Annotated in this window: 12 protein-coding genes; 1 reads left to right on the forward strand and 11 read right to left on the reverse strand. The window is 42.9% G+C overall.

The window, feature by feature from the left end; genetic code table 11:
• Window positions 1–48: 48 nt before the first annotated feature.
• The 9 genes from DWW23_RS11525 to DWW23_RS11565 all read right to left on the reverse strand — a co-directional run bounded on the left by DWW23_RS11525 (window position 49) and on the right by DWW23_RS11565 (window position 13,802).
• Window positions 49–1,068, reverse strand: a complete 1,020-nt coding sequence (locus tag DWW23_RS11525) for a Gfo/Idh/MocA family protein (protein WP_122353437.1) — start codon at window positions 1,066–1,068, stop codon at window positions 49–51.
• A gap of 382 nt (window positions 1,069–1,450) precedes the next feature.
• Window positions 1,451–2,620, reverse strand: a complete 1,170-nt coding sequence (locus DWW23_RS11530; RefSeq protein WP_187576533.1) for a DegT/DnrJ/EryC1/StrS aminotransferase family protein — start codon at window positions 2,618–2,620, stop codon at window positions 1,451–1,453.
• 215 nt (window positions 2,621–2,835) lie between these two features.
• Complete coding sequence (gene metG / locus DWW23_RS11535) at window positions 2,836–4,875, reverse strand: methionine--tRNA ligase (RefSeq protein WP_122353438.1); 2,040 nt, start codon at window positions 4,873–4,875, stop codon at window positions 2,836–2,838.
• A 46-nt stretch (window positions 4,876–4,921) separates the two neighbouring features.
• A complete protein-coding gene (locus DWW23_RS11540) occupies window positions 4,922–6,583 on the reverse strand; it encodes a PCMD domain-containing protein (RefSeq protein ID WP_233564318.1) in 1,662 nt (553 codons plus the stop codon).
• A 5-nt stretch (window positions 6,584–6,588) separates the two neighbouring features.
• Window positions 6,589–7,332, reverse strand: coding sequence for a hypothetical protein (locus DWW23_RS11545; RefSeq protein ID WP_122353439.1), 744 nt, complete (start codon window positions 7,330–7,332; stop codon window positions 6,589–6,591).
• A 46-nt stretch (window positions 7,333–7,378) separates the two neighbouring features.
• Window positions 7,379–9,592 carry a PCMD domain-containing protein gene (locus DWW23_RS11550; RefSeq protein ID WP_122353440.1) on the reverse strand — a complete coding sequence of 738 codons (2,214 nt, stop codon included), beginning with the start codon at window positions 9,590–9,592 and terminating at the stop codon, window positions 7,379–7,381.
• An 11-nt stretch (window positions 9,593–9,603) separates the two neighbouring features.
• Window positions 9,604–10,962 (reverse strand): DUF4493 domain-containing protein, encoded by a 1,359-nt coding sequence (locus DWW23_RS11555; protein WP_122353441.1) that lies wholly within the window; start codon window positions 10,960–10,962, stop codon window positions 9,604–9,606.
• Window positions 10,959–11,732 (reverse strand): DUF4493 domain-containing protein, encoded by a 774-nt coding sequence (locus DWW23_RS11560; RefSeq protein ID WP_122353442.1) that lies wholly within the window; start codon window positions 11,730–11,732, stop codon window positions 10,959–10,961. Before DWW23_RS11560 ends, DWW23_RS11555 begins: the two co-directional genes overlap by 4 nt.
• A 3-nt stretch (window positions 11,733–11,735) precedes the next feature.
• Window positions 11,736–13,802, reverse strand: a complete 2,067-nt coding sequence (locus DWW23_RS11565; protein ID WP_158583176.1) for a DUF4493 domain-containing protein — start codon at window positions 13,800–13,802, stop codon at window positions 11,736–11,738.
• Between the two features lie 307 nt (window positions 13,803–14,109).
• On the opposite strand from DWW23_RS11565, the gene DWW23_RS11570 reads away from it, so the two are divergent.
• Entirely contained in the window at window positions 14,110–14,952 is an 843-nt protein-coding gene (locus tag DWW23_RS11570; RefSeq protein WP_122353581.1) for an AraC family transcriptional regulator, read from the forward strand.
• A 186-nt stretch (window positions 14,953–15,138) separates the two neighbouring features.
• Here the strand turns inward: DWW23_RS11570 and DWW23_RS11575 are convergent, their stop codons facing one another.
• Together DWW23_RS11575 and DWW23_RS11580 are read right to left on the reverse strand one after the other, a co-directional pair.
• Window positions 15,139–16,677 (reverse strand): YifB family Mg chelatase-like AAA ATPase, encoded by a 1,539-nt coding sequence (locus DWW23_RS11575; protein WP_122353444.1) that lies wholly within the window; start codon window positions 16,675–16,677, stop codon window positions 15,139–15,141.
• A 38-nt stretch (window positions 16,678–16,715) separates the two neighbouring features.
• Window positions 16,716–17,819, reverse strand: coding sequence for a TlpA disulfide reductase family protein (locus tag DWW23_RS11580; protein WP_122353445.1), 1,104 nt, complete (start codon window positions 17,817–17,819; stop codon window positions 16,716–16,718).
• Window positions 17,820–17,887: the final 68 nt, after the last annotated feature.

The following is a 17,887-nucleotide window of genomic DNA, read 5'->3' on the forward strand; positions in this document are numbered from 1 at the left end:
GTTTACACATTTTCTTTTTGTGATTGTGTAAACTTTTTTCAGTACAAGTCACTTTTGGGCATAGATACGTTGTATAATGTCCACAACTTTCATACCTTCCAATACGTTCGTTGTGATACATTCCGAACCGGAACCGGAAAGGACACGGACCACATTACGGATCACGAAGTTATGATTCTGAGCCGATCCTTTGTAAGGGCCGTAATCATTACCCGGATTGGTTGGAGCCAGCTCGGGCATCTCGTAATCCTTCACATGGCAATATTCCACTTCGTTCATATATTGTCCGCCAATCCTGACGCTACCGTTCTCGGCAACGATCAACATACTGCTTTCCATATTTTTGTCCCAAACAGAAGTCGAATAGCTCAGGCTGCCCATTCCTCCGTTTACAAAATTGAAGTTCACAAAACCTGAATCCTCAAAAGCGGTCAGCTTCTCATGATTGAAATCAGCAAAACGAGCCTGGATATTACAGATATCGCCAAACAACCAGTACATGATATCGATAAAATGAGAGAACTGGGTAAAAAGTGTTCCGCCATCCAGTGCAGCATCACCATGCCAGCCACCGGGTTTATAATAACGCTCGTCACGGTTCCAGTAACAATTGAGTTGGACCATATATATTTTTCCCAGTTTACCGGAATCGATCATATCCTTGATCCATACCGAAGGAGGAGAATAACGGTTTTGCATCACACAGAAAACCTGCTTACGATATTTCAGGGAAGCATACACAACCTTTTCTGCATCAGCCAATGTCAATGCCATCGGTTTCTCGACGACCACATTGCAACCTGCCTCTATTGCCTGCACGGCCATAGAAGCATGCAAACCGTTCGGCGTACAGATGTTAACGACATCTATATGAATGCCACTCTGTAACAGTTCCGTCAAATCTGCAAAGAAAGGCACAGCATAAGTATCTATTCCTAGTTCTTCACGAGGACGGATATCACATAAGGCTACCAATTCAGCTCCCGGATCACGGGTTACCATCTCCGCATGGCGTTTCCCGATATGACCACAGCCGACTACTGCAAACTTTATTTTATTCTCTTTCATATTTTTATCCGCTTTGAATGTCTCAATAATTATCAGAATTGAGCTATCCTTTTATCAAAGTGACTTCGCTATTACCGGTTCATTTGCCGTCGGTTTTAACCGACGGTTTACAAGTTATTTTTCTTTTTGGGCTTTAGCCACATTTCCCTCAAATAGAGAGACTGTTTCAAAATGGGACTAAAGTCCAAAAGATAGATCATTTACTAATCCGTCAGTTAAAACTGACGGCAAATGAACCTGTAACCAAGCATACCTTATTGATGACAGATAGCCGATAGACGGATAGACTCCTTTTTTCTATTTTTCTATATTCGATAGTGAAGCCTAACTGTCAACTGTCAACTGTCAACTGTCAACTGTCAACTGTCAACTGAAAAATGTTTCACATTTTTCTATCTTGTAATTCCTTTAATAATGTATCTATTATATATTCCAACTCTTTGCCTGTCATCTCCGTATGGATAGGCAAAGATAAAACACATTGACTTAAACGGGCGGCTTCATCCATATTTCCCGGCGTACGCGCCATCCATTTATAAGCTTCCTGTGCTTGTAATGGTAATGGGTAATAGACCATGGTCGGAACACCTTTTTCCTTTAACGATGCCTGTAAAGACTCCCGGTATTTTGCCGTATCCGTAACATCGCCAGACGGCTTCAACCGGACAGTATACTGATGGTACACATGGGTGGAAAAAGTACTTTTTCGCGGAAGAATCAACTGTCCGCATGAAGCTAGAGCTTCATCATATTTTGCAGCAACAGCCTGCCGGGCAGCAGTAAACTCATCTATGTGTTTCAACTTAACATCGAGAACGGCCGCATGCAATGTGTCCAGCCTTGAATTACACCCGATCAGTTTATGATGGTATTTACGTTCCTGCCCATGATTAGCAATCATACGGATACGCTTTGCCAGCTCTTCATCCGAAGTCATCAATGCTCCTCCATCGCCATAACAAGCTAACGGCTTGGACGGGAAAAACGAAGTCGTACCAATGATCCCCATCGTTCCTGTTTTTTTCACACGTCCATCCGGGAAAGTGTACTCCGCACCGATCGACTGGGCATTATCCTCCACCACATAAAGATGATACATTCCCGCGATTTTCAGGATCGGTTCCATATCACAGGACTGACCGAATAGATGAACGGCAATGATCGCCTTGGTGTTACGGGAGATGGATTCTTCTATTTTACGGGGATCGATATTATAAGTATGCGGATCGACATCTACCAGAACAGGAGTCAGGCCCAGCAATGCGATCACCTCGGCAGCGGCCACATAAGTGAACGCAGGGACGATCACCTCATCTCCCGGCTGCAACTTTAAAGCCATCAGGGCAATCAGAAGTGCATCCGTCCCGTTCCCGCAAGGAACTACATAAGGAATATCCAGATATTTGGCCAGGTGGTCGCTAAACGCTTTCACCTGAGGTCCGTTGATGAAAACACTACTTTCAATAACTGTCTGCATAGCAGCATCTATCTCCTCTTTCAGACGATGGTACTGTCCTTGCAAATCGACCATTTGTATCTGTTTCTCAATCATCTTTTCTGTTATATTCCGCTTTTATCTTTTGAAGATTAAAACGTTCCGGTCATTCTTTTATTGTACGAAAGGTTGTTAACATTTTTCCTATGAGAGATAAGAGCTTAGGGACTCTCATCTATGAAAAAGCCGGGACTCTTACAGGTAAGAATACCGGCTTTCTTATCGTTCATATTCCCGGTACTCTTATACATCATAATACCGGGAAAATCATATTACTTTACTTCGCTACCCGGTTTCACTTCTTTCTCCGGGGTGATAACAGCCAGCTTACCGTCGAAGTCTTCAGCAGACAGGATCATACCTTCCGATACGATACCTTTCAGTTTACGTGGAGCCAGGTTTGCAATAAAACAAACTTGTTTACCTATCAGGTCTTCCGGAGCATAATGCTGGGCAATACCTGAAACGATCGTACGTTTTTCCAGACCGTCGTCGATGCGGAACTGCAACAACTTATCAGCCTTCGGTACTTTCGTACATTCCAGGATAGTACCTACACGGATATCCAGTTTTGTAAAATCATCAAACTCTATATTCTCACGGACCGGTTTCGCCTTATAATTCGCCTCTTCGTTCGCCTTCTTCGTATCCAGCAATTTCTGAACCTGGGCTTCGATCACACTGTCTTCAATCTTCTCAAACAACAATTCCGATTTACCGAGTTGATGACCGGCTTCTAGCAAGTCGGTCGCTCCCAGACGGTTCCAACCCAACGGTTCCACATTCAGCATCTTATTCAGTTTTTCCATACTGAACGGCAGGAACGGTTCGAAAGCGATAGCCAGGTTAGCAGTGATCTGTAAAGCAATGTTCATGATCGTAGCTACACGCGACATATCCGTCTTCGCCAGCTTCCAGGGTTCTGTATCCGCCAGGTATTTATTACCGATACGGGCCAGGTTCATGGCTTCTTTCTGGGCATCACGGAAATGATAGATATCCAGCAGACGTTCCACATTTGCTTTCACGTCCTCGAAATCCTTCAATGTCTGACGGTCATAATCTGTCAGTTCGCCTACAGCCGGTACTTTTCCGTCGAAATATTTCTCCGTAAGAACCAAAGCACGGTTCACAAAGTTCCCCAGAATAGCGACCAGTTCGTTGTTATTGCGTGCCTGGAAATCTTTCCAGGTAAAGTCATTGTCTTTTGTTTCCGGAGCATTGGCTGTTAATACATAACGCAATACATCCTGTTTGCCCGGCATATCCACCAGGTACTCATTCAACCACACCGCCCAGTTACGGGAAGTAGAGATCTTATCGCCTTCCAGATTCAGGAACTCATTGGCAGGAACATTCTCCGGCAGGTTGAAAGAACCTTCAGCCTTCAACATCGACGGGAATACGATACAATGGAATACGATGTTATCCTTTCCGATGAAATGTACCATCTTTGTTTCAGGATCTTTCCACCAGGTTTCCCAACTATCCGGCAACAGCTCTTTCGTATTGGAGATATAACCGATCGGGGCATCGAACCACACATAAAGCACCTTGCCTTCTGCCCCTTCCACCGGGACAGGAATACCCCAGTCCAGGTCACGGCTTACGGCACGTGGCTGCAATCCCATATCCAACCAGCTCTTACACTGTCCGTATACATTCGGCTTCCATTCCTTATGATCCTCCAGTATCCACTTACGTAGGAACGGTTCATGTTTATCCAGCGGCAGATACCAGTGTTTGGTTTCCTTCATAACCGGCTCACTGCCACTGATGGCAGACTTCGGATTGATCAGGTCTGTCGGGCTCAACGAAGTACCGCAGGCTTCACATTGGTCGCCATAAGCTTTTTCGTTACCGCAATGCGGGCATGTTCCGGTAATATAGCGGTCGGCAAGGAACTGTTTGGCTTCCTCGTCGTAATATTGTTCGCTGGTCTTCTCGATGAATTCGCCTTTTTCATACAGTGTCCGGAAGAAATCCGACGCTACCTGACGATGTGTAGGCGAAGTAGTACGGGAATAGATATCGAACGTGATACCGAATTCCTCAAAAGACTTTTTGATGATACCATGAAAACGGTCCACCACATCCTGCGGTGTTACACCTTCTTTCTTAGCCCGGAGCGTAATAGGCACACCGTGCTCATCCGATCCTCCGATCATCAATACATCTTCCCCCTTCAGACGAAGGTAGCGGGCATATATATCGGCAGGCACATACACACCTGCCAGATGACCAATATGTACCGGACCATTCGCATACGGCAACGCCGTAGTTATCAGCGTTCTCTTAAAATGTTTTTCCATACCTTGTGTTCTCTTTTTGAGGGGCAAAGGTACGGAATTATTTGGTTTATTCGTATATTAATTCGAAATCATCTATCCAGAGGGTACTGCCTTCACCTCCGGTAAAATAATCTCCGTATTTACTGGAAGTAGCCACCAGGACCATATATTTCGGAGTACGATTGGTGTAGCGATAAGTAATGGGAAGCTCCACTTCCTGATAAGAAGAAGATTCCGTACCGCTTATCAGTTCTGTATATGCTATCACGTTTTTGTCATTCTTATCGAACAACTGACGGTTAGCCGGACGAGTCCGTATCTCCAGCGGAGCATCCCAATCCGTTAATGCCAAATAGATAAAACAGGAATCCGGACGCCCCAGCAAATGGGCGTAATCTCCATAGGATGCACTTGTCTTATCGATCGGTTTCGGATTGTATTTATAATGTATTTTCAGCTTTGTCGGAAAAGAGCTAAACGGACGGCCGAAACTAAGCACGCCATCAGTGACATCGGTTCTGAGATAACTTCCGCTGAAAATGTTGCCGGCAGCAAACTTCACCAGTACATATTTGGATTCGAGCTTGGCTGCACGTCCTTTTCCGTTACTGGTTTCTTCGGTAGGCATTGAGTTACTGTCGCCTCCTACCAGGGTAGCTCCTTTATTTCCGGTATCCCAGAAAGAAGTACCGCCATCGGCCCACGGATACCATAATTTCGGCTTTGCCGCATCCTGGCTCCATTCATCGAAGCTACCGTTGGTTATCATTTCAGCCGATGCCGTTATAAAATCAAGCGTAGCTCCGGCAGCCCCATTGATATTGGCACGGCATTGGTAAGCTGTTGCAGGAGTCAGGCCGGTTATATCGGCTGTAAAATTAGTACCGTCAACGTTGACGTTTGCAGTAGCAAGTTCAATCCATTGCGCTGCATTTTTTTCTTTATACTCCACAGCAACGGAAGCACCACTCTGGATACCACCGCTTACAATAGCTTGCTTCGTCCGCGGAAAGACAGAGATATCCGAAGATGTGTTATCCGTGTAAAGTACATTGACTGTCCATTTTTCTGTCCGACCAAACGCTTTCACTTCAAATATGACCGGACGGGAAAAGTCTTTCACTTCCGTAGGTTCGGGGGTAGTAACGGCAATCGAACTCCCTAGCTGCATAGACTCCACTGTAATATTTTTCAACGACTGATCTTCGGTCACATACACAACAGCCTGCTTGTTTTTCACATCGAAAACGGCATCTCCTACCTGCTTAGACAGCTTTATACTACGGTTGAACACCTGTGTTACCGAAACAGTCCAAAGATAATCCTGGTAAGTTTTCAACATAATGTGTACCGGAGCAGAAAAGTCTATCCGGGTATCTGCTGACGACGGCACGCTATCCAAAGAAGGAAACCCTTTTTCCGGAAAAGCTTCCACATTGAGACATTTCAGGGTATCGGGAAAGACCGAAGCATCGTTCGTTACCTGCAAACGGGTAATGCGAAGTGCCTGTATATCTACCTGGTCGTTCACTTCGATGCTGACTGTCCGGTTGTTGTTCTGTATCTGCGGGTTCCCGCTCATTCCATCCACGGTAATGCCGGTGATCTGTCCCACCAGATAAGGATAGGGCACATCATTCTCTATACAACTGTTTAACAGGCAACAAGCCGCCATCAACAAAGACAAACGGCAACAACCGGTCATTTTTAAAAGTATATTTCTTTTCATGGCGATTAAAAATAATAGGTCATACCCAGGTTAATAGAAAAGAGATCGATCTTAAACTTAGCAGAAGTTTCCCGCCGTGACCCCTCGATTACTTTATTATGATCCTGTTCGATCCATTTGGAGTCGAAACCCATCACACCAACCAAAACTTCCACCGCCGCATTATTGGTAATGAAAGCGGTCATACCGGGAGCGATACCGACTTGCAAGTGTTTGATCTTTTCGTAGACGCCATCGAGTGTCTCACCTTCGCCGGAATAGGTTTTTCCCTGTCCGGCACCGAAAGTTACGCGAGCTTCATTGAACAGACCGAAACGTTTGCTGTTTCCCAGATTAATATATGTACGCACGAAACCTGTTCCGTAAATCATATGTTGTAAAAGGGAGGCGTTATTGATCTTAAACGAGAGGTCCTCATTCAGATCGATATCCAGGTTCCCTATATCGATATAATCGCGGGTATAGGAAAAGCGGCCACCCACAGCAACATTATCCCGAATGAAATATCCGAAACTAGGACTAACACTGAAAGAATAGTTCTTTCCTTCGACATTCTTCAGGATCAAGAACTTGTAATCGTCAGAACTGCTTTCTGTATAGGAGAAACTACCTCCCACCATCCACTGCCCTTTCGGGATAAAGGTAGATGATTGAATGCCCCGGTCTACTTGTTCACGTTTCTTCTTGGCTTGCAGGAAGAGAGGGAAGAGAAGGCTTATTGCTAATAAGATTGTTATTTTATTTTTCATATTTGAGTTTGAAAGCCAGGCGTGAAGCCTGGCTCAGTATTTTTAATTAATTTGTATAAGGAGGTTTGGTATAGTCGTAGATGAGTTCGAAATCATCTATACACAAAGCGCTACCTACTGCTCCAACAAAATCACCTCCATTAATACTTGATGTGGCAACAATCGAAATCATAGTAGGCATAGTTATTGTATCATTATATTTTATATCAAATTCAAATGAGGTCCAAGAACTAATGTCAGCATCAGAGTTGAAGCCTCCCTCAGCAATATATGTTTTTGAGGTCATCGTATTCGCATTATATCTTTCTCCAGTAAACAACTTCACATAAATCTCACACTTGTCTTTTTCAGAATCTGATATATTTTTTGATGTATATTGATACCACCCCTTTAATCCTGTAGGTCTTGCTCCAAAAGTCTGGCCAAACTTAGGAAACTCTTTCTTATTTGCTATATCCATTAGATTAAAATCGAATCTTCCAACATATAGATTTCCTGCCGCAAAAACTCCAAGAGCCGATGCTGATTCCATCTTTGCTGCGTGTTGCCCCATTCCATCCCTACCTGCTATTGGATAAGTATTAGATTCTATAGCAGAAGTGACCCCCTCATTGCCTGTAGCCCAGAAGACATAATCAGTTGTCTCATTTGCAAACCACAAAGTCTTTTTTGAGATAAAACCGACCTTTTTACTACTCCAAGTATCAAAATTAGCATTTTTCAATGTTGTAAATAACTTTGTCTCATCATCAACGTAATAAGTTCCACCCTGCTCCAATCCTGCTAAAATAATCTTATTCCCATTTTCTTGCATTGTCAGCGTCAACACTTGAGCTTCTCCCCAAATATTTCCTTCTTTCTTATACTTATAACTAACTATAATCTGATCTGTATCAGATAAATTTACAGGGGATTCTATATCCCATTTTATCTTCGCATAATCTGCACCTGCCGTTACAGATTGAACAGTAATAGACGAACAAGTTGTTAATGTTTGAATTGTTTTTGATTTTGAAAACCGATATCGATATTCTTTCCCTTTTTCCAGATCAGGAAAAATCGCTTCATATTTGCCTTCTCCATTCTTCGTAGCATTTACTGATTTCCAAATAGAATTCTCTGATTCTGAGGCCAATTGATATTCAAAAACTTTCGCGTCAGTCGTCTCCTTATTTAATATACCATAAACATAGGCAACATCCATACCTACTACCTTTTCTTCCAATGTAGTATAAAAATCCTTTGTAGTTAGTTCCAATACATTGCCTTTTCCCATAAAACTATATTCGTATGTCGTACCCGGCTCAAGAGTTACAGAGGCAGTATACTCATTGGTTGCCCCCATAACCGTTGCTGTAATAGAAGACCAATTTTCAAGACCTTTCACTCTGTATTTAAACTCCGGATTTTTAGGAGCTATATCAGAAGGAGAAAAGTAACTTCCTTTCAATGTTGCACTAGCATATTCTACATTCTCTGCACTAAGAGTAGTAACGATCACTTTGGGCAATTCAATCCCAATCTCTATATCTTTCGGATTCTCTTCACCTACCTGAATCGTAACATTCGCTGCACCTTCAGAAGACTCTCCTTCTCCACCCTCCATGGATTTCATAGAGATTTTGATCTTATAATATTCACGAGCTTTTGCTTCTGCTATTTTTTCCAAAGAAATAGTCTGCCAGCTTCCCGCATTGTTTTTGAACATAAAATCAACAGAAAGGTCACCGGGAGTAATATATCCGGCACGCCCTTCTTCATCACTTGAAAAAGTAACACCTCCTACGACTGTTTTATATTCAGTTTGATAAGTATCCTTCAGATTCTGATCATATTCAACCGACACCTTGACAGTCGTCAGTTTACATTCTAGCTGAGCAGATCTTGTTTCACCGGCTATAACCTCTGCAGTAGTTTCTCCCCTATAAACAGGATTAAAACCATTTAACGTTTCGCTTCCGTTACTTGCTATAGCGACCAACTTATATTTTCCAGGTGCCAGTTCAATATCTCCAATAGATTCATTCGGAGCAAAATTATACTCTTTTGACCAATCTTTGTCAGATGAATTCTCCGTTATATTGGAGATAACCAAACGAATGCTCTTGATCTCCACATCCTCTTCAGCTTTTGTTATAACGGAAGTATTGGTAACAACACCAATCCGTATGAAACCATTACTGTTCACTTTTTCATCCGAATTGCAAGAGAACAAAGTGGTTAACAATGCTACTATTAAAAATAAACTATTTTTTTTCATTGCTTATTACATTATAATGAAAACTGTATAGATAGCGTCTTAGACACTTCCCGACCTTTTTTATCTACCACTTTCAAATGGAATTTATGAGGTCCGGGATCACCTAATTCAGAAAGAACACCCATAAACAGACTCACATCAAACAACTGGGATGTTTTTCCTGCAACAGGTTCATTCCCTAATAAACCTAAACTTTTTAAGCCTTCCTCATTCTTGCCCGGATTAGCCAAATCGAACGTTTTTTCCAATCCTACTACACCTAGAAGCTCATCCGAAAGGATTGGTGAGTCAATCGTTACGATCAAATTTGCAATACCAGCTTCCGCCGTAATATCGACTTGCACGGTTGTAGGATCGATCAATGTACTTCCTAAATTAAATCCTCTTCCAACGATAGTAGGAGCCGCATAAGACGGTCCCGGGTCAGGAGTCGGATCGGGATCAGGATTTGGTGTTGGATCAGGATCGGGGGTCGGTTGATCGGGTGAAGGGATTGTTATGTCGACATCCTTACCATTCAGGGTCACATCGATCGTTATATCGAAATGACTATCTCCTCCAACATCGGGAGTATCTGGATTATCAGGGTTATTCGGATCGTCAGGATTGTCCGGGTTATCGGGATTATTCGGATTATCCGGAGTTCCGGGATTAGCAGGAATTGTATCTTTAATACCCAGATTGATCTCGAATTTATCTTCCGGTTTCAGCGAACTACCATCCTTACTCGCCATGCTCTGAGCTTTGTAAACTTCAGTTCCATTCTTTGTGGTGGCACGGACAGCAATCAACATCGATGGAGCCGTACGAAAGTAAGCCACTCCATTCACATCCTTGTTCATTGTCAATACACCCGTACCATTCGTGAAGGTAACGGCATAATTATCCTCTACCTCACTCAGGAAACTCTCATCATAGTTGACATTCACAACAACACTATTCAGCTTGCAGGTATCTTTCAAGTTTGTTACCTCTCCGGCATTCACCGAAAACTCTTTTTCACTGAAATAATACGGTTTATTTATAGAAGCCTCTTCCTCATCCCCGGCATAAGAAGCGGAACGTACCTTATAAGTACCCACCGGCAATTCAATAACACTACCTGCTTCCTGAAGCTGAGTATAAGAATCGTATTCGCGAACAACTTCTCCATTTGTATTCACGATCTGAACAGTATATTGGTCGACCACATTTTCAGCACGGGTCGCTGTCTCTTTCGACAACAGATCCAAAGAAAAACCGCCTACAGCTTCTACGTCCGTCTTACCCGGCATGCGGTTCCGTAATTCATCCCGCATTTCGCAAGAGACTGTTCCCAGAAGACAAATACCCAAAAACAACCTACTTATAAACATTCTATTTTTTCTCATTGAACAGTCATTTTAATAGTGAACGCCCTATCTGCAGAACGGGTAGAAAGAGCTTTTGTGCCATCCGTTGCTAATCCGATAGTAACAGTTACATAATCGTTTGCAACCGGAAATCTCTCATCCTTGTATTTTAATAGTTCATTGTAACTGATAGGTTCCTGATATTCCTTCTCTGTTGCAGTAAAAGACAACCGGAGAGCGTCTGTTGGTTTTATATAAATCTCATCACTTTCTCCAGTTGGCAATAAGGTAAAATTATGACTTCCTCCGGCATTTCCATTTGTAAGACAAACACCTACTCCGGTTAAAGCATCCATCAACTCTTTTTCCAGCTTCACCTTTACACGAACTTGTTGCATCAGACAAGTCACCTCACATTTTGAAAAGAAATTTGCCTGAATCGTCAGATCTTTGTTTCCGGCATAGAAAGGAGTCGTTGCGACTTCCGGCATTTGAGTCTTTTCCGAAGATACAGCAACTGTATAATTTCCTTTTTCCAATCGCAACGTTCCACCCTCTTTCAGCTCCTGAAAAGTAGCAAATTCCTTTTTATAGCCATTATCCTTTCCTGTTATGACTACGGAAAACTGATTCACGTCGACTCCCATAGCCTTTGTTATAACCGACAGGTTAGGTTGAGCCACTTCCAGATCCAGTGAGAAATAACCGTACTCACTTTCCGGCTGAACAGTCTCCTCTGCCTTCGAACAAGCAGTAAACAGATTCGCTATTCCCGCTAAAGCCAATATAATATATAATGTATATCTCATGATTTATTCCGTTATTTGAATTTTCAATTGAGTTTCCGAAGAATAAGACATGCCGCCCTCATCGTCTCCTGTTACTTTTATCTTATACTCATGGTAACCGACTGCGAGTTTCTTCACAAAATTCTCCAGATAGATCGTTGCCAAAGACCTACCAGCCAGGTCATCGTCCCAAATCAAACCGTCAAACTCCGATGTCTCTTTACGTTTCGTTTGAACAAGATCAATCTTATTCTCTTCAAATCCCGTCACTTCTGCCCATTCGCATTTCTGTATCTTCGCACCGTTCAGTCCCAATATATTCAGATAAAAATCATCAGGAGCCGTCCCTTTCTTTATACCGGGGAAACTACCATTCTCCGTAGAGAAAGACAGGGTAAACCTTTTATCCGTCGAGAATTTATTCTCAATCTCATATATTATCGGTTTTTCAACCAAATCGCGATTGATCGTTATCTCAATCTTCAAAGGCGGAACATCCAAAGGTTTCGCTTCCTGCGTGACCGTTATCTTCACCATTATATTGCGGACATCCTGACTCGCTGTTAAGAAAAGGTCCGCACTACGCACTTCATTCTTATCATTCGGGGCAACTGTCAGTAACATACTTCCTTCTTGTTTCTCAGCCTTCAGCCAGTCGGCAGACGAAGAAATAGTCCAGTCTTTCTGGTTTGTTTCCACTTTATAGGCCTTAGCTGTAACACCGGCTGCTGGTAACTTCAGATCCGAGAAGTCGACATGGATATAAGGGTCTTCCTCTTTTGCCTTTTGCTCAAGACGAATAGTTACAGTCGTTGTTTTATCTCCCTCACCGGCTGTAATAGCTACCTCTGCTTTACGGGACAGAGAGGTTGCATTTGCTTCGGCCGACAAAGTCAATGTTGTTGCATCTCCATCAGTACGAGTCACTTTCAACCACTCCTCAGCATTGTTTGTATAACTCCAGTCTTTCGTGCTTCTTACAGTGATTGTCTGCTCGAATGCATCGTTTGAAACGATCAGGTCGACAATATCTACGGCAAGATCCGGCATATTGTCGATAACTTTCCCCTGTTGTGACACCTCTATATCAGCTGATAGCGACTTGTTTCCACTGGTAGCCACCACTGTAACAGTTGTCTTACGAACCTCTTCTGTATTATTTTCTTTGGCTGTAAAAACAGCTTTTCCGTTCTGCTTTTCCACAGTAAGCCAATTGGCTGTCTTTACGATGGTCCACTCTGAATTCGAAGTGACAGTAACACTTTGCGTCAGGTTATCGCTCGCTTCGAATAACAAACCTGCGACATCGACTGTAAGTGTAGGGTCTGGCGTAGAGGGTGGCGCAGGAACATCGGGAGTATCCGGGACATCCGGTGTATCCGGTATATCTGGCGTGTTTCCTCCTCCTTCATTACTTCCCAGTTTAAAATGCAGACGAACCAGGTCGCGAGGTAAAATATCGACCGAATTAGTAAAGGTATACTCCTTACTGGAAGTAGAAAACAGCATTTTCAGATTCAGTTTCTCCCCTTCTTTGTCCACCTGGAAATATCCGGCACGAGTTTCATCCTTTTTATATACCAGAGGAGATTCACCGGTGTGGCAGGTACTCATCGATACGGTATAATCGCTATATGCTTTCTTCAAATCGTCTGCATAATCGACTGTTACTTTGGCATTAGCCGGACGACAATCCAGTTTAACCTGAGTAGTCTCACCATTTTCAATTGAAAAGTTTGTTATTCCTTCCACATACAAAGAATCGAAAGCGGCCGGGACCAGCGTCCCCCATGTTGCCTGAGCCACATAATCACCTGCATCCAATGCCAATTTTTCAGGTTTCTCTCCAAAAAGGAAAGAGGTAACAATTTCTGAATCCTGAAGAATGTTTACAATATAGTCATTGACATTCTCCGGATCGGATGCAGTTTTCGTTTTACTGTAAGTAGCATCGGCATTTAAGTCTAACGAAACAAATCCACTCCCTTCTTTTTTGCCCGAAGTACCCATATCATCTGCTGTACATGCAGATAATATGGAAATACCAAACAATAACGCCATAGTTCTCACAGAACTAAGCCTTCTCTTCATTTCTATTTCCCTCATCTACCTAATTTTATGGTTGTTTTCACAACCTTATATAATACTAGTGTTATATGCATTTTTTATCGGGTGCAAAGTAACCTTGAATTACAAAACCTTACAAGGTCTATTTATGCGATTTACTGTTCTTTTTTTTAGATATGTCTTAAAACATATTAACTAACACGCTTTATTATATACATTATTGGAGAAAAAGATATTATTCTAGTGTTCTATTTTTAAGAAAACGAATCAGCCTTTGAAAAATAATGAATACATTTGCATCGATATAAACAACAGGCAAATGGATACAAATATACCCAAGGAGCTACCGAAGCTCGATATTCCTGAAGACTGGATTGTCGGGAAAGATATCAGTCGTGAAATACTGAATATGTATACCAATTTTCCTTGCCGGCTAAAAGCCGGAATTTTTGTCCTTTGCATGGGGGGAGAAATTGAGGCTTTGATCGATACGACAAACTATCGGGTGAAAGCTAACAATTTTGTAACGATTTTACCGGGAAGCATCCTTCAGATCCTCAAAGTGACAGGTGAGTTAAATATCTATTTCTTAGGTTATTCCTCCCAGTTCATTATAGAGACAAACGTCATTAAAGCAACAGTCGATATATTTTATACAATAAAGACCTCGCCTGTTATCCCACTAAAAGACGAAGTCGCTCAAATCATCCGGGAACACCTGGATTTACTTGCCAAAACATATCTTACCTTTTACGGAAAGATCAGTAAAGAGGTCACCAAACATATGTTACTTACATTAGTTTATGGTCTGGGAGATTTATATAAAGATATCCGAACAAAAAAAACAGTGCTGTGTAAAAGCGAACAGATAACACACGATTTCACCCAACTGGTCATGCGACATTACAGCCAGGAACGAAACGTAGCCTTTTATGCTGAAAAACTAGGCATTACACAGGCACATCTAAGTACCACCATCCGACAAGTCACAGGAAAAACCTGCCTCGAAATTATCGCATCGATGGTGATTATGGATGCCAAAGCGCAATTGAAATCAACCGAAGCCTCCGTACAGAGCATTGCCTATTCGCTGAATTTTACTAATATGTCTTTTTTCGGTAAATATTTTAAACGACATGTCGGTATCAGCCCGCAGGAATATCGAAATAACTAAAGTTCTGTGAAAACTCGCGACGAAAGAACATTCTTGCCGGAAATACATTCGTTGTAGCATTTAGCAAGGAAATTTTCAGCCCACCCGGTAATAAAAAAGTACATAGGTAACATCCAGGTAGAAATAAATAGCAAGTTCACCCGATTATCCCTCCATTAATTCCTGCTAATAAAACCAACGACATCCCTATAATCCCCAACTCTCCCTATCCAGATTCCGGTAATTGATAGCTTCGGCGAGATGGCGGGTCTCTATGTTTTCGGAAGCATCGAGGTCGGCAATGGTACGGGAGACCTTCAGAATCCGATCGTAAGCACGGGCAGAAAGACTCAGGCGTTGCATAGCCGCTTTAAGAAGAGAGAGACAGGAAGCATCAGGTACCGCATATTTATGCAGAAGTGGTGTGGTCATCTGAGCATTACAATAAACACCTTCGTATTCTGCAAAACGCTTTTCCTGAATAGCACGGGCATTAACGACCCGCTCACGAACGGCAATGCTGGGTTCGGAAGGATGTTGTTCGGATATCTTTTCAAAAGGAACAGGAATGATCTCCACCTGTATGTCGATACGGTCGAGTAACGGCCCGGAAACACGATTCATATACTTCTGCACTGCTCCCGGCGGACAAAGACAAGGCCGATCCGGATGATTATAGTAGCCGCACGGACAAGGATTCATCGAAGCAACCAGCATAAAGCTGGCAGGATAATCGACAGAAAAACGAGCACGCGAAACCGTGATCTTCCGATCCTCCAATGGTTGCCGCATTACTTCCAGTACACTCCGGTTAAATTCCGGCAATTCGTCGAGGAACAATACCCCGTTATGCGCCAGACTTACTTCTCCCGGCTGCGGATAAGCTCCCCCTCCTACCATCGCCACATTCGAAATAGTATGATGCGGAGAGCGGAACGGCCGTTGTATCATCAGGGAAGTTTCTACCCCTATCTTTCCGGCTACAGAATGGATCTTGGTCGTTTCCAGTGATTCGTGCAGAGTAAATGGAGGAAGGATCGTCGATAACCGTTTCGCCAGCATTGACTTACCACTTCCCGGAGGGCCGATCATGATCAGGTTATGACCGCCGGCAGCTGCCACCTCCAAAGCTCGTTTCACATTTTCCTGCCCACGTACATCTGAAAAATCAAACTCAAATTGTTCCTGAAGAGCATAAAATTCCTCCCTCGTATTAACAATAGTCGGCTGCAGTTCACGTTTTCCACTCATGAACTCGATTACTTCTTTGATAGTTGAAGCTCCATATACTTCCAGGTTATTGACCACCGCTGCCTCACGCGCATTTTGTTTAGGAAGAATAAATCCTCTGAATCCCTCTTCCCGCGCCTTGATAGCAATAGGTAACACACCTTTCACCGGCTGCAGGCTCCCATCGAGCGAAAGTTCTCCCATCAAAATAAATTTATCCAACCGGGAAGCATCCAACTCTTCAGCAGCGGCCAATATACCGACTGCCAGCGGCAAGTCATAGGCAGAACCTTCCTTCCGGATATCGGCAGGTGCCATGTTGATCACAATACGATTACGAGGGAATTTGTATCCACTTACCTGAAGCGCAGAAATTATACGTTCGTGACTTTCACGGACGGCTATGTCAGGAAGACCTACCAGAAAAAACTGGATCCCCTTCGTACAATTTACTTCAATGGTGACAATAGTTGCAGAGATGCCCTGCACCGCGGCTGCATAAGATTTTACTAACATAATTAATGATTTTGGTTGGATGTTTATAATTTGTTATCTCATTTCTCTATCAGTTTTTCCAGTGTTTGTTGAATCTCCACACCATTGTCCGTTTTCATGATGATCTTTCCGTCTTCATCGATCAGGAAACAGCGGGGAAGTGTATTTACATTATATAAATCGACCAGCATCGTAGCCTGTCCGGCAGAGTCGGTCACCAGGTTCCAGTCGATACTATCTTTTGACAGCAGTTTACGAACTTCCTGCGGGTCGTCATCCAAACTGATCAGCAACATATCCACTTTTTCCTTCGGATATTTCATAGCAACTTTATCCAGGAACAGATCTTCCGTCTGGCACATATCACACCAAGGAGCTGTGAAAGCAAGTAACAGATACCGCTGAGGGAATGAATCCAGGCTCACAGTATGTCCGTATACATTCTTTACATTAAATCCGGGAGCTTCGGCACCCAGTGAAGTACGCTGTGCCTTGGCACTATACTCCTGCAGTTTACGTATCAGATAGAAATCTTTCAGTTTCGGACTCAACACGGCCAGCAATTCATCCATTTTACGGGTATCATCCGGATTCATGAAATAATATTGCAGTAAAACAGCTGAAGCTTCCTCATCCGGATGCTCCTGAATATACTCCATCGCCCGCTCACTCAAGGTATGATTTACATTTGTCAGGCGTGACGGTATATCTGTCTCTTCTGTCGTATTTGTATAACTCCCCTTATTGGTCAGTATCTTTATCAAATCAGCCTGTTCCTTCAGTAAGGGACTGACACTCTTCCTGTAAGAGTTCAACTGATCGTTGATCCGTCCGCCTTTTACCTGTAACAGGGCCGGATAAAGAGCATCACCGGTTATTGTCACTTTCTCCCCTTTTATCAGGTAAGCGGTAGTCCAGCTTTTTTTATGATCGAAGAAGATTGTAACTGTATTGAAGTCGCCTTCGTTCCGTTTCAGAGAAAATTGTCCGGGTTTTTCACACGTGATGGTATCGACGACTTTGTTATTGTCATTTTCAAAAACGGCATACAACGTCTCATCTTCCAAATTAGACAATTTGCCTTCTATTCGGTAAGAAACGTCCTTGCCGCACGACGACAAAAACAATGCGACTCCGAAAATCAATAATAAATGCTTTATCATTATACCTTTAAACCCCACAATAACGGATAATTTGGGGTAAAGATAATAATAGATTTTAAAACAAACTA

It is taken from the genome of Parabacteroides sp. AF14-59, from assembly GCF_003479515.1.
GTDB classification, from domain to species: Bacteria; Bacteroidota; Bacteroidia; order Bacteroidales; family Tannerellaceae; genus Parabacteroides; species Parabacteroides faecis.